Source organism: Streptomyces sp. NBC_00377 (assembly GCF_036075115.1).
GTDB lineage: Bacteria > Actinomycetota > Actinomycetes > Streptomycetales > Streptomycetaceae > Streptomyces.
In genome coordinates this window covers 4,308,278-4,321,115 of record NZ_CP107958.1, presented here as the reverse complement: position 1 = coordinate 4,321,115, position 12,838 = coordinate 4,308,278, and the positions used below count along the sequence as shown (strand labels likewise).

At 73.0% G+C, this 12,838-nt stretch carries 10 protein-coding genes; all 10 read left to right on the top strand.

The window, feature by feature from the left end; all coding sequences use genetic code 11:
• Nucleotides 1–370 precede the first annotated feature (370 nt).
• Nucleotides 371–787, top strand: a complete 417-nt coding sequence (locus OHS71_RS19340; RefSeq protein ID WP_328480624.1) for a hypothetical protein — start codon at nucleotides 371–373, stop codon at nucleotides 785–787.
• Between the two features lie 55 nt (nucleotides 788–842).
• Complete coding sequence (locus OHS71_RS19335; RefSeq protein WP_328480623.1) at nucleotides 843–2,510, top strand: fatty acyl-AMP ligase; 1,668 nt, start codon at nucleotides 843–845, stop codon at nucleotides 2,508–2,510.
• Nucleotides 2,507–4,276 (top strand): acyl-CoA dehydrogenase family protein, encoded by a 1,770-nt coding sequence (locus OHS71_RS19330; RefSeq protein ID WP_328480622.1) that lies wholly within the window; start codon nucleotides 2,507–2,509, stop codon nucleotides 4,274–4,276. The genes OHS71_RS19335 and OHS71_RS19330 overlap by 4 nt, the downstream gene beginning before the upstream one ends.
• A complete protein-coding gene (locus tag OHS71_RS19325; protein WP_328480621.1) occupies nucleotides 4,273–6,003 on the top strand; it encodes an acyl-CoA dehydrogenase in 1,731 nt (576 codons plus the stop codon). Before OHS71_RS19330 ends, OHS71_RS19325 begins: the two co-directional genes overlap by 4 nt.
• A 30-nt stretch (nucleotides 6,004–6,033) precedes the next feature.
• Nucleotides 6,034–6,318, top strand: coding sequence for an acyl carrier protein (locus OHS71_RS19320; protein ID WP_328480620.1), 285 nt, complete (start codon nucleotides 6,034–6,036; stop codon nucleotides 6,316–6,318).
• Entirely contained in the window at nucleotides 6,315–7,691 is a 1,377-nt protein-coding gene (locus OHS71_RS19315; RefSeq protein ID WP_328480619.1) for a condensation domain-containing protein, read from the top strand. The genes OHS71_RS19320 and OHS71_RS19315 overlap by 4 nt, the downstream gene beginning before the upstream one ends.
• Nucleotides 7,692–7,789: 98 nt before the next feature.
• Entirely contained in the window at nucleotides 7,790–10,099 is a 2,310-nt protein-coding gene (locus OHS71_RS19310) for an MMPL family transporter (protein ID WP_328480618.1), read from the top strand.
• Nucleotides 10,100–10,267: 168 nt separating this feature from the next.
• On the top strand, nucleotides 10,268–11,251 hold the full coding sequence (gene sbnA / locus OHS71_RS19305; protein WP_328480617.1) for a 2,3-diaminopropionate biosynthesis protein SbnA: 984 nt from the start codon (nucleotides 10,268–10,270) through the stop codon (nucleotides 11,249–11,251).
• A gap of 7 nt (nucleotides 11,252–11,258) precedes the next feature.
• Nucleotides 11,259–12,260: a 2,3-diaminopropionate biosynthesis protein SbnB gene (gene sbnB, locus OHS71_RS19300; protein WP_328480616.1), complete on the top strand. Its 1,002-nt coding sequence runs from the start codon at nucleotides 11,259–11,261 to the stop codon at nucleotides 12,258–12,260.
• 336 nt (nucleotides 12,261–12,596) lie between these two features.
• Nucleotides 12,597–12,812, top strand: a complete 216-nt coding sequence (locus OHS71_RS19295; protein ID WP_328480615.1) for an MbtH family protein — start codon at nucleotides 12,597–12,599, stop codon at nucleotides 12,810–12,812.
• Nucleotides 12,813–12,838 lie beyond the last annotated feature (26 nt).

The following is a 12,838-nucleotide window of genomic DNA, read 5'->3' as shown; positions in this document are numbered from 1 at the left end:
GCCCCCCTTGCCGGCCCGGGGGGCGGCGGCATTCCGCAGCGTCAGGCTGCCGTCCGGTCCCCCCGGTACGGCGGCTCCCCACATCATGGCCGCCGCTCGCCGGCGGTCCCCGGGAGACCTCGCGCCCCTCGCAGGCGGTCTCCCGAAACCTCGCCGCCGCTCGCCGGCGGTCCCCCGGAGACCTCGCGCCCCTCGCCGGTGGTCTCCCGGAGATCTCGCCGCCGCGCGCCGGCGGTCCCCGGGAGACCTCGACGCCCCTCGCAGGCGGTCTCCCGGAGATCTCGCCGCCGCGCGCCGGCGGGCTGTCAAAGGGCCCGCCCGCCGTACTCCCACGTGGGCATTCACGTGGACTCCCACAGGACGGAACGTCATGACCGCTACCGGTACACAGGCCGTCGCCAACACCGCCGACCTCGACGTCATGCGCCGAGGCGCGCACTCCGCCGCCGTCGCCTTCACCGTCGCCGAGGCCGCCGCGGATCCCACCGTCGCAGGGCACTACCCGGGTTTTCCGGTGCTGCCCGGCCTCTATCTCGTGGAGGCCGTCGACCGCGCCGTCCAGGAGTGGGCGGGACCCGCCCGCGAGGTGGCGCTGGCCGCCATGGACCGGTGCCGCTTCCGCCACCCCGTCCACCCGGGCGACCGGGTGTTCGTCGACGTCGAGATCACCGAGACACCGGAAGGCCTGCGGGTCAAGGGCAGGGTGGCCACCAACCGGGGACGGGTGGCCGATCTGCGGCTGCGGTACCGGACCGCGGCCGGACCCGCATTTATAGGCCCGGGATAGCCGTGCCGACGAGGGTGGGCCCACCAGTCGGCTTCGAACGCAGGGGGAGTGGCACGTGATCTGCTTCGACGGGTACGTGAGCGGATTCCGGCGCCGGGTCGCGGAGCATCCGGACCGGATCGCCGTCCGTTTCGCCTCCGCGGACACGACCACGGACGAGCTGCTCAGTTACGCCCGGCTGGACGGCGCCGCCCGGTCGGTGGCCCAGTGGCTCGCCACCCGCACCGCCCCCGGCCAACGGGTGCTGCTCGCCTTCCATCCCGGTACCGGATTCATCCGGGCCTTCCTCGGGTGTCTGTACGCGGGAGTGATCCCGGTACCGGTACCGGCGCAGGGCGGACACAGCACGCAGCAGGCGCGCATCCACGGCATCGCGGCCGACAGCGGCGCGAGCCTGGTCCTCGACGACGCGACGCTCGAACAGGCCGTGGCCACCGATGTGCTCGGCTGGACGCTGCCTGCCGTGCTGCCGCAGCTGCCGGCGTTCCTCCAGTACACCTCCGGCTCGACCAGTGAGCCCAAGGGGGTGGTGGTCTCCCACGCCGCCCTGGTCCACAACATCGAGCTGATGCGCAGCAGTCACGGCTGGCACGGCGGGCAGACCTGGTGCAGCTGGCTTCCCGCGTACCACGACATGGGCCTCATCGCGATGATGCTCACGCCGCTCTACCTCGGCGGCACCGCCGTCCTGATGCCGCCCACCGACTTCCTGAAGCGGCCCGTCTCCTGGCTGCGGCTGATCGACCGGACCGGCGCCGCCATCAGCTGCGCCCCCAACTTCGCCTACGACCTGTGCGCGCGGCGGCTCACCGACGAACAGGTCGCCGGACTCGACCTGTCGCGCTGGACGCACGCCTGCAACGGCGCCGAACCGGTCGACGCCGCGACCCTGACCCGCTTCGCGGACCGGTTCGCGCCGGCCGGGCTGCGGCCCGAGGCGCTGCTGCCCGGCTACGGGCTGGCCGAGTCGACGCTGTTCGTGACCGGCACCCGGGTGGAGACGCCCCCGGTGGTCACCGCCGTGGACGCGGCCGAACTCGCCGCCGGACGCCTCACCGAGGCCGGCCCGGGCGCGGCCGGACAGGAGCTGGTGAGCAGCGGCATCGTGCGCGGACTTGAGGTGCGGATCGTCGATCCGGCGACGGCCCGGGTGCTCCCCGACGGGGAGATCGGCGAGATCTGGATCCGCGGCGAGAGCCTCGCGCTGGGCTACTGGGCGCGCGAGGAGGAGACCCGGCGCACCTTCGGCGCCACCGCCGCCGGTCTCGGCGGCGGTTTCCTGCGCACCGGCGACCTCGGCGCCCTCTTCGGCGGCGAGCTGTACGTCACCGGACGCATCAAGGAAATGATCATCGTGCACGGGCGGAACCTCTACCCGCACGACATCGAGCGGGAGATCGGCGCCCTGGAGGAGGAGTTCGGGAACCTTCCGGCCGCCGCCTTCGCGGTCCCGCAGGGGTCGCACGAGGAGATCGTCGTCACCCAGGAGGTACGGGCGGGCCGCCGCGGCGAGGACGAGCTGCGGCACCTGGCGACCAGCGCGCGGGCCCGGCTGGGCCGGCGCCTCGGGGTCAGGGTCGGCGCCGTCGCCCTGGTGCGGGTCGGCGAGGTGCGGCGCACCACCAGCGGCAAGATCCGCCGCACCCTCATGCGGGAGCTGTACCTCAAGGACGCGCTGGCGCACGCCGGTGCGCCCCGGACGCGGAAGGCGGACAGCCGGTGACCACGGCGGCCACGACAGCGACGACGGCCCGGGAGTGGTCCCCCTACGGGCTCACCGAGGACCTGGAGGGCAAATTCGGTGATCCGCACGATCCGGCGCTGGCGTTCTCCTTCGCCCGGCTCGGCGCGCTGGACCGGGCGGAGGCCTTCCCCGCCGAGGTGTGCCGTCAGCTCGACGCGCTCGGCCTGCCGAAGTGGTTCGTGCCCGCCCGCCTCGGCGGTGAACTGCGCTCCAGCGAGGAACTGCTACAGATCATCCGCACGCTGGGCCGCCGCGACTTCACCGTCGCGCTCGCGCACACCAAGACGTATCTCGGCGCGGTCTCGGTCTGGGTGGGCGGCACCCCCGAGCAGGCGGCACGGCTGGCGGCGCGGGTCATGGACGGCGCGGTGGTCTCGCTCGCCCTGACGGAGCAGTCGCACGGCAGCGACCTGCTGGCCGGTGAACTGACCGCCGGACGCACCCCGGGCGGTTACCGGCTCGACGGCGAGAAGTGGCTGATCAACAACGCCACCCGGGCCGACCTGGTGACCATCCTCGCCCGTACCGACCCGGCCGGCGGCGCCCGTGGATTCAGCCTCTTCCTCGTCGACAAGTCACAGCTCGCACCGGGCAGTTGGCATCCGGTCCCGGCACTGCCCACCCACGGGGTGCGCGGTGCGGACATCAGCGGCATCGCCTTCACGGCCGCCGAGATCCCCGCGTCGGCACTGATCGGCGCCGAGGGCGCGGGGCTCGAGATCATCCTCAAGGGCTTCCAGATCACCCGCACGCTCTGCTCCGCGATGACGCTCGGCATGGCAGGACAGGCCCTGGGCGTGGCGGTCGCCTTCGCCGAGCAGCACGAGCTGTACGGGCGACGGCTCGCCGACCTCCCGCAGGCCGGCCGCACCCTGGCCGAGGCCTACGCCGACCTGCTGGCCGTCGAGGCCGTCAGCCTGGTCGCCACTCGCGGCATCCACACCCTCACCGGTGAACAGAGCGCCGTGTCGGCCGTCGTGAAGTACCTGGTCCCGACCGTCGGCGACGAGCTGATCGGCGGCCTGCGGCAGGTCCTGGGGGCGCGCGCCATGCTCGTCGCCGACCACGCCGAGGGCACGTTCCAGAAGATCGAGCGCGACCACCGCATCGTCGGCATCTTCGACGGCAGCACCGTCGTCAACCTCAACTACCTCATCAACCAGTTCCCGGTCCTCGTCCGCGGCTGGCGCGGCGGGCACACCGACCCGGTGGGCGTCGCCGCCTCGGCCCGGCTCGACGCACCGCCCCCCGCGCTCGACCCGGACGCCCTGACCCTGTACGCGCGGTCCGGTTGCAGCGTCGTACAGGCGCTGCCGGCCGCCGTGGACCGGATCCGCGCCCAGGAACCGGACAGCGCCGTCGCCGCACAGGCCGGACGGCTGCTCGTCCTGGCCGGGGAACTGCACGACGAACTCGCCGCCCACCGGCCCTCCGCCCGCGACGTGCCCGAACGCGCCTTCGCGCTAGCCCGCGCCTACACGCAGCTCTACGCGGCCTCGGCCGCCCTGCACCTGTGGCTGGAGAACCCGGTCGGGCGCTGGTGCGACAGCGGCTGGCTGGAAGCCGTGCTCACCCGGCTGCTGCGGCAGCTGAGCGGCGAACCCGATCTCGACGACGTGGACGGGCCGGCCCTGGACCGGCTGCTGCCGACGCTGCGCCGGCAGCACCGTGAAGGGCTGCTGTTCTCGCTGTTGCACTGCGAACTGGCCGAGGCCGCAGGCCGTACGGCCCAGGAGGGGTCATGAGCGAGACGATCACGTACGCGCCCGGGCAGGCGCCCGGGGCGACCGCGGCCGACCCGGACCACCGGGTGCGCGCCGCCGCCCTTGAACGCCTCGTCGGGCCCGCCGGTGACCCCGGGAACCCGCTGGGCGCCGCCGCCGTGCTCGCCGCGGACGAACGCGGCGAACTCTCCGCAGAGGGCGAGCGGCTGCTCGCCGGATACGGCCTGAACGCCGAGTTCGTGCCGCGCGCCCTGGGCGGCCGCTTCACGCAGGCCGACGGGCTCGCCCACCTGATGCGCACCGTCTTCCGGCGCGACTGCTCCCTCGGCATCGGCTACGGCGTCACCAGCTTCATCGCCGGACTGCCCGTCTGGGCGTCGGGCTCCGCCGCCCAGCAGCGACGGGCCGCCGACATCCTGCTCTCTGGCGGCCGCATCGTCGCCGCGTACACCGAACTCGCCCACGGCAGCGACTTCTCCCGCGTCGGCCTCACCGCCACCCCCGCGCCCGAGGGCCTGCGGCTGCGGGGCGGCAAGCAGCTCGTGAACAACGTCGCGCGGGCCGAGGCCGCCGTGGTGTTCGCCCGCACCGGCGCCGAGCCGGGCAGCCGCAGCCACTCCCACCTCCTCGTCGACCTCGACCGGCTGCCCGCCGGCGCGGTGCGCCGCGACGTCCGCTACCCGACGTCGGGCGTCCGCGGCTGCCTCCTCGGCGGTATCGAGTTCGACGACTGCCCGGTGCCCGCCGACTCCGTTCTCGGCGCGCCCGGCGACGCCATGGAGACCGTGCTGCGCGCCTTCCAGGTGACCCGCAGTGTGCTGCCCGGCATGGTCGTCGGCGTCGGCGACACCCAGTTGCGGGCCGTGCTCGGCTTCGGGCTCGGACGCCGGCTCTACGGCCGTCCCGTCGCCGAACTCCCCTACGCGCGCGCCACGTTGGTGGGCGCCTTCGCCGACCTCCTGGTGAGCGACGCGCTGGCCACGGTCGGCGCCCGCTCGCTGCATCTGCTGCCGGGCGAGACCAGCGTGCAGTCCGCCGCCGTGAAGTACCTGGTGCCCAAGCTGCTCCAGGAGTCCTCCTACCGGCTCTCGGTGCTGCTCGGCGCCCGCAGCTATGTCCGCACCGGCCCGTACACCGTCTTCCAGAAGGCCGCCCGCGACCTGCCCGTGGTGGCGCTCGCGCATGCCGGCAGCGCCGTCTGCCAGGCCACGATCGTGCCGCAGCTGCCGCGGCTCGCGGCTCGTGGCTGGTTCCGGCCCGGCGCCGCGCCCCCCGCCGCCCTGTTCCGCCCCGGCGACCCGCTGCCGCCCCTGGACCTCGGCAGGCTGGAACTCAACGCGCGCGGCCAGGACACCCTCAGCCGGGCCGTCACCGACACCGAGTACGACGACCCCCGGGTGGACGCCCTGGCCCGGCTGTTCGCCGGCGAACTGCGGGGCATCGCGCGCCGCGCCGCCGAACTGCCGCCCCGGGACCGCACGGTGCTCGCCTCGCGCCGGGGGTTCCTGCTCGCCGACCGGTACGCGCACGTGCTCGCCGCCGCGGCCTGTCTCGGCGTGTGGCAGCACGGCGCCGGCCCGCACCGCGATCCGGCCTGGGTGATCTGCGCCCTGCACCGGCTCGCCGACCGTCTCGGCCTGAAGCCGGGGCCGCCGCCCCGGGACGCGGCCGAGGAGCTCCACGCGGAGCTGCTCCACCGTCACGAAGAACACCGCACCTTCGACCTCATCCGCGCGCCGCTCGCCTGAGCGGTCCGCCGTTCCCACGGGAGTTCTGCCATGTCCCTTGCGTCCACCGGCCCCACCGCGTCCGGCACCGTCTCCGCCGCCGACATCCGCGGCTGGCTCGTCGAACGGATCGCCTTCTACCTGGAGTGCTCCCGCGAGGAGATCGACGAGGGCGCGCCGCTGGTCGACATCGGCCTCGACTCGGTCTACGCGCTCACCCTGTGCGGCGACGTCGAGGACCGCTTCGGGCTCGCCGTCGAACCGACCATGGCCTGGGACCACCCGACGGTCGACGCGATCACCGCACACCTCACGCAAGAGCTGGCCAGGCAGTGACCGCCGCGCCCCCGCGCCCCGCCGGCCGGGCGAGTACCGCCGCGCTCCCGCTCTCCGAGGGCCAGGAAGCCATGTGGTTCCTGCACCGGCTCGCCCCCGGCAGCGCCGCGTACAACGTGGTGCTCGGGGTGCGGGTGCACAGCCCGCTCGACGAGGAGAACCTGCGCCGCTCGGTGGCCGCCCTCGCCGGCCGCCACGAACTGCTCAGCTCCGTGTACGAGGAGGAGGACGGGCAGCCGGTGCGCCGGCCCGCGCCGGACCTGACCGTGCCGTTCGAGGTGCGCGAGGCGCACGGCAGCACGGACGAGGAGCTGACCGCGCTCGCCCGCGAGGCCGGCGCCCGGCCGTTCGCGCTCACCGACGCCTGGCCCTTCCGGGTCGTGCTGCTGCGCCGCGGGCCCGCCGACGCGGCGCTGGTGGTCGCCGCCCACCACATCGCCAGCGACGCCACCAGCCAGTGGCTGATGCTGCGCGACCTCCTCGACGCGTACGCCCTCGGCGGGGTGCCGCTGCCCGCCGTCGGCGTCCCGTACAGCCTGCACGTCGAACAGGAACGGGCGCTCGCCGGCAGCCCCGCCCGCGCCCGCGCCGAGCAGTACTGGGCCGGGCTCGGCCAGGGCACCACCGCCGCGACCCTGCCCCCCGACCGGCCCGCCACAGGTCCCGCGGCGCTGCGCGGCGCGACCTGCGTCCACCCGCTCGCCCCTGCCCTCGCCGCCCGGCTGCCCGGTGCGGCCGCGGAGGCCGGGGTGACGCCCTTCGCGCTGCTGCTCGGCGCGTTCCAGGCCGCCGTGCACCGCTCCACCGGACTCGACGACTTCCTCATCGGCTGCCCCGCGTCCAGCCGGATCGGCAAGGGCACCGCCGACATGGTCGGCTATCTCGTCAACTCCCTCGCCCTGCGCGCCCGTTTCGCCCCCGGCAGCACCATCGGCGACACGGTGAGCGAGGCGCACCTGGGACTGCTCGCCGGCCTCGGACGGCTGCGCCACCCCGTGCCCGTACCCAGGTTCGCCATGGCCGTGACGCTGCTCGCCATCGACCGGCTGCCGGTCCCCGGCCTGGTCGGCGCGGCACGACCAGCCACGTACGGGGGACTTCGGCTGTCGCTCCTCGACCTTCCGCACATGGAGGGCCAGTTCGACTTCAACGTCGAACTGCGCAGCTCTGCCGACGAGTTGACGATCGTCCTGCGCTACGCCGACGAGCTGTTCGACCGGGAGACCGTCGAGCGGTTCGCCGCGGTGTGCACCCGCATGATCGAGGCGGCGGTGGACCAGCCCTCGGCCGTCGTCTCGTGCCTCCCGCTGACCACGGGCGACGAGCTCGCGGAACTGCTGAGCCTGGGCGACGGCCAGTACGACGACTGGTGAGCGCGGCCCCCTCCACCCCTGCGGCCTCGGAATATAGGCCGTTTATGAGAAGGCGCTGCCAGCGTGAAGCCACCACCCCTAGCGACGAGGTCACCATCATGAATCAGGCAGCCGGGGCCGGTCGACGGCCATTGGTCGAACGGATCACCCACTGGAGTGTCCGAAATCGGAAACGGGCAGCCTTCGGCTGGCTGGGTCTGGTTGTCCTCATCATCGCGATCGGCGCGGGCCTGGGCTCCACCAGCCTCGACGAGCACGCGCCCGGTGAGACGGGCCGCGCACAGAAGATGCTGGACGACGCGGCCGTGTTCTCGCCGCCGCAGGAGAACGTGCTGATCGAGGCCAAGGCGGGCGACCCCGCCTACGCCTCCAACCCCGGGATGCAGCAGGCCGCCAAGGACGTCGCGCAGGCGCTGCGCGGACTCGGCAAGGACGAGACCGGCGCCGACTGGGCCTCCGACGTCGTCACGCCGACCGACGGCGCCGAAGCGGCCCGAAAGCTCGTGTCCGAGGACGGGCGTTCGCTGCTCGTCCGGTTCTCCGTGACCGGCTACTCGATGGAGCCGATGGAGAAGGCCGTCGCCGAACAGGCCAGGACGCACCCGGGTGTCGCCATCACCCAGACCGGCAAGGTCAGCGTCAGCCAGGCGATCGACAAGATCCAGGACGACGACTTCCTCCGCGCCGAGCTGCTGTCCATCCCGCTCACCGTGGTGATCCTCGCCGTCGTCTTCGGCTCGCTCGTCTCGGCCGGCCTGCCGGTCCTGATCTCGCTGGTCTCCGTCGTGGCGGCCATGGGCTTCCTGACGTTCTTCGGCAAGTGGATCGCGATCGGGGACTCCACCCCCTCGGTGGTGCTCCTGATCGGCATGGCCGTGGGCGTCGACTACTCGCTGTTCTACCTGCGCCGGGCCCGCGAGGAGCGGGCCGCCGGACACGACAACGACACCGCGCTGATCATCGCGGGCCGTACCTCCGGCAAGGCGGTCGTGGTCTCCGGGCTCACCGTCATGGTCGCGCTCGCCGGACTCTTCTTCACCGGCATCGAGACCTTCACCGGTATGACCGTCGGCACCATCGCCGTCGTCGGCATCGCCATGCTCGGCGCCATCACCGCGCTGCCCGCCATGCTGTCCTCGCTCGGCGAGCGCGTCGACCGCTGGAAGGTGCCGTGGCTCGGCGCCCGCCGCACCGTGGTCAAGGACTCCCGGGTGTGGGGCGCGGTCGTGCGCCAGGTCGTCAAGGCCCCCGTCGTCTGGGCCGCGGTCGGCGCCCTGGCCCTGGCCCTGCTCGCCGTGCCCGCGCTCGGTATGAAGCTCTCCGACCCCGACCTCAAGCACCGGCTGCCCACCGACGTACCGGCGTTGCAGGCCCTCGAGCGGGTCGAGAAGGCGTTCCCGGTCGACACCCAGCCGGCCGAGGTCGTCGTGCGCGGCACGGATCTGGACGGGGCCGCGGTCAAGTCCGCGATCGGCGCCCTCAAGGAGCAGGTCGCCGACAGCGGCGGCAAGCTGATGGAGCCCGTAGAGGCCAGCCTCATCCCCGGCGGCAAGCTCATGGTGGTCCGGGTGCCGCTCGCCGGTGACGGCAAGAACGCCGAGTCGGTGGCCGCCCTGAAGGAACTGCGCGACACGGCACTGCCCGCCTCCTTCGGCAAGGTCGACGGCCTGGAGTTCGCGGTCGCCGGCGACACCGCCAAGCAGGAGGACTTCAACTCGGCGCTCGACGGCAGCGCCCCCTGGGTCTTCGGCTTCGTGATCGTCCTCGCGTTCGTGCTGCTCGCGGCCGCCTTCCGGTCGCTGGTGATCCCCATCGTGTCGATCGTCCTCAACCTGCTGTCGATCGGCGCGGCCTACGGCGTCCTGACCCTGGTCTTCCAGGACGGGCACCTGTCCTCGCTCCTGGACTTCCGCTCCTACGGCGCGGTGGTCAGCTGGCTGCCGCTGTTCATGTTCGTCACCCTGTTCGGGCTGAGCATGGACTACCACGTGTTCATCCTCAGCCGGGTGCGTGAGTACCGAGGCCGGGGCCTGTCCACCAAGCAGGCCGTGGTGGAGGGCATCACCAAGAGCGCGGGCGTCGTCACCAGCGCCGCCGCCGTGATGATCGCGGTGTTCTCGGTCTTCGCCACACTCTCCGCCATCGACTTCAAGATGGTGGGCGTCGGGCTCGCGACGGCCGTGCTCATCGACGCCACGATCGTGCGCGGAGTGCTGCTGCCGGCCGCGCTGACCATGTTCGGCGACGCCACCTGGAAGATGCCGCGGGCCCTGCGCCTCCTGCCGGGCGTCAGCCTGGAGGGCAGCGACGAGCCCGCTCCCGCGCCGGCGGCCCCGGACGCGGTCCGCGCGCCGCAGCCGACGGTCGCCGAGCAGGTGCCCGCCGGACCCGGGTCCCGCACCCGCTGACGGCGAGAACAAGGAGCCGGGGTACGCCGCGACGGGCGTACCCCGGCTCCTTCCTGTGGACCGGCCCGCGGGCCGGTCCGCCCCTTATAGGGGGGGTATAGCGGTCCCGCACAGAATTCGAGTGTCAGGTCGAAGGTTTCCGACAGTGCCTGCCACGAAGGGACAACCGTGCCCGAGAAACCGTACTCAGGAATTCTGTCGACCATCGGGAACACCCCCCTGGTCCACATGGAAAACCTGCTGCCCGGCTTCGGGTCCAAGGTCTACGCCAAGGTCGAGCGATTCAACCCGGGCGGCAGCATCAAGGACCGGTCGGCGCTGAGAATGCTCGTCGACGCGGTAAGCAGCGGTGAACTGCGGCCGGGCGAGTCCGTCGTAGTCGAGTCCAGTTCCGGCAATCTCGCCGTCGGACTCGCGCAGGTCTGCCGCTACTTCGGACTGCGCTTCATCTGCGTGGTCGACGGCAAGACCACCGGTCAGAACCTCGCCATCCTCAACGCCTTCGGCGCCGAGGTCGAGGTCATCACCGAGCGGGACACGGCCACCGGCGAGTATCTGCCGGCCCGTCTGCGCAGGGTGCGCGAGCTGGTCGCGGGCACCGCCAACGCGTTCTGGCCCAACCAGTACGCCAACCCCCTCAACCCGCGCGCCCACGAGGTCACCATGCGGGAGATAGCCCGGTCCCTGGACGGCCGGGTCGACTATCTCTTCGCCTCGGTCTCGACCTTCGGCACTCTCAAGGGCTGCGCCGACCACATCCAGGACGAGGGTCTCGGCACCACGGTCGTCGCCGTCGACGCCCTGGGCAGCGCGATCTTCGGGCTCGAATCGACGGCACGGCTCATCCCCGGGCACGGCGCCTCCGTGGTGCCGCCGCTGATGGACCCCCAGGCCGCCGACGACGTGGTCCACATCTCCGACCTCGAATGCGTCGCGGCCTGCCGCAGGCTCGTCGCCCGCGAGGCGATCCTGGCCGGCGGTTCGTCCGGGGCGACGGTCGCGGCCCTGCGGAAATACGCGGAGCGCATTCCGGACGGTTCGAACTGCGTGCTCATTTTCCCCGACGGCGGCGACCGCTATCTCGACACCATCTATTCCGACGACTGGGTGCGCCGGAATTTCGGCGAGGTCTCCCATCTCTGGAAGGACTGAATTCCCCATGATCGTCATCCGGCACGCCGATGTGGAGAGCATCCTCGACGGCCGCGAGGCGGACAATGTCCGCACCGTCGCCGAGGCCTACCGGCTGCACGCCGCCGGGCAGACCGCGGTCCCGCACTCCGTCTTCCTGCGCTTCCCGGGACACGACCGGGACCGCATCATCGGCCTGCCGGCCTACCGCGGCGGCGATCGCCCCGTGGCGGGCATGAAGTGGATCTCGTCCTTCCCGGCGAACATCGAGTCGGGACTCCAGCGCGCCAGCGCCGCGATCCTGCTCAACTCACTGGCCACGGGCCATCCCGAGGCGTTGGTCGAGGGTTCGGTGATCTCCGCCAGGCGCACCGCGGCCGGTGCCGCGCTCGCCGCCGAGCTGCTGACCCGCGAGGCGCGTCCGACCGGGGTCGCGCTGATCGGCTGCGGTGTCATCAACCACGAGATCCTGCGCCATCTGCGGGCGGTGCTGCCGGAGCTGACCGAGGTCACGCTGTACGACCGGGCACGGCCCCGCGCCGAGGAGTTCGCCGGGCGGGTCGCAGCCGAGGCGCCCGGGCTGCGGATCGCGTACGCCGACTCGCTCGACGAGGCCCTCGGCGCGCACCCGCTGATCTCCTTCGCGACCACGGCGGGCGTGCCGCACACCGGCCTCGACGCGGTGCGGCCCGGCTCGCTGGTGCTGCACGTCTCGCTGCGCGACCTGCGCCCCGAGGCGCTGCTCGGCGCCCACAACATCGTCGACGACGCCGACCACGTGTGCCGCGAGCGCACCTCGCCGCACCTGGCGGAGCAGCTCACCGGCAACCGCGACTTCATCGACGCCTCGATCGGTGAACTGCTCACCGGTGAGAGGGAGTTCGTCCGCGTCCCGGGCCGCACGACGGTCTTCTCGCCCTTCGGGCTCGGGGTGCTCGACATGGCCCTCGCCGCCTTCGTGCACGACGTGGCGGCAGCCAAGGGCCTGGGAGTACGGGTCGACGGCTTCCTGCCCCCGCCGACCGCCTGAGCCCGCACCCCCACCACGCGCGCGCTCGCCCCACGGCCCCAGCTGCCCCACAGCCCCCAGCTGCCCCACAGCCCCCGGCCGCACCACCGCCCCAGCCGGACCACCGCACAGGCGCACCACTCGCCCCACCGCGCCACTCGCCCCACTGCCCCACGGCCCCCGGCCGCACCACGCCGGACCACCGCCCCAGCCGGACCACCGCACAGGCGCCCCACCGCCCCACTCGCCCCACCGTGCCACCCGCACCACTGCACCACTCGCCTCACCGCACCACTCGCACCACCAGCACCACCCCGCCACCGGGCGTCCGCCCGATCACCCTTCCAAGGAGCAGACATGGCGACCGAGCTGAACGACGACCGCACCTACCGCGTCGTCCGCAACGACGAGGACCAGTACTCGATCTGGTGGGCCGAGCGCGATCTGCCCGCCGGCTGGACCGCCGAGGGCACCGAGGGCACCCGCGAGCAGTGCCTCTCCCGGATCGCCGAGGTCTGGACGGACATGCGCCCGCGCAGCCTGCGCGAGCGCATGGAGGCCGACGCGGCCTGACCAGCGGCCCCTCTCCCCCCCCACGC

What these genes read in the sequence shown, in the direction of transcription:
- OHS71_RS19340 (WP_328480624.1), top strand. Translation starts at nt 371, where the DNA reads ATGACCGCTACCGGTACACAGGCCGTCGCCAACACCGCCGACCTCGAC.
- OHS71_RS19325 (WP_328480621.1), top strand. Translation starts at nt 4,273, where the DNA reads ATGAGCGAGACGATCACGTACGCGCCCGGGCAGGCGCCCGGGGCGACC.
- OHS71_RS19320 (WP_328480620.1), top strand. Translation starts at nt 6,034, where the DNA reads ATGTCCCTTGCGTCCACCGGCCCCACCGCGTCCGGCACCGTCTCCGCC.
- OHS71_RS19310 (WP_328480618.1), top strand. Translation starts at nt 7,790, where the DNA reads ATGAATCAGGCAGCCGGGGCCGGTCGACGGCCATTGGTCGAACGGATC.
- sbnB (WP_328480616.1), top strand. Translation starts at nt 11,259, where the DNA reads ATGATCGTCATCCGGCACGCCGATGTGGAGAGCATCCTCGACGGCCGC.
- OHS71_RS19295 (WP_328480615.1), top strand. Translation starts at nt 12,597, where the DNA reads ATGGCGACCGAGCTGAACGACGACCGCACCTACCGCGTCGTCCGCAAC.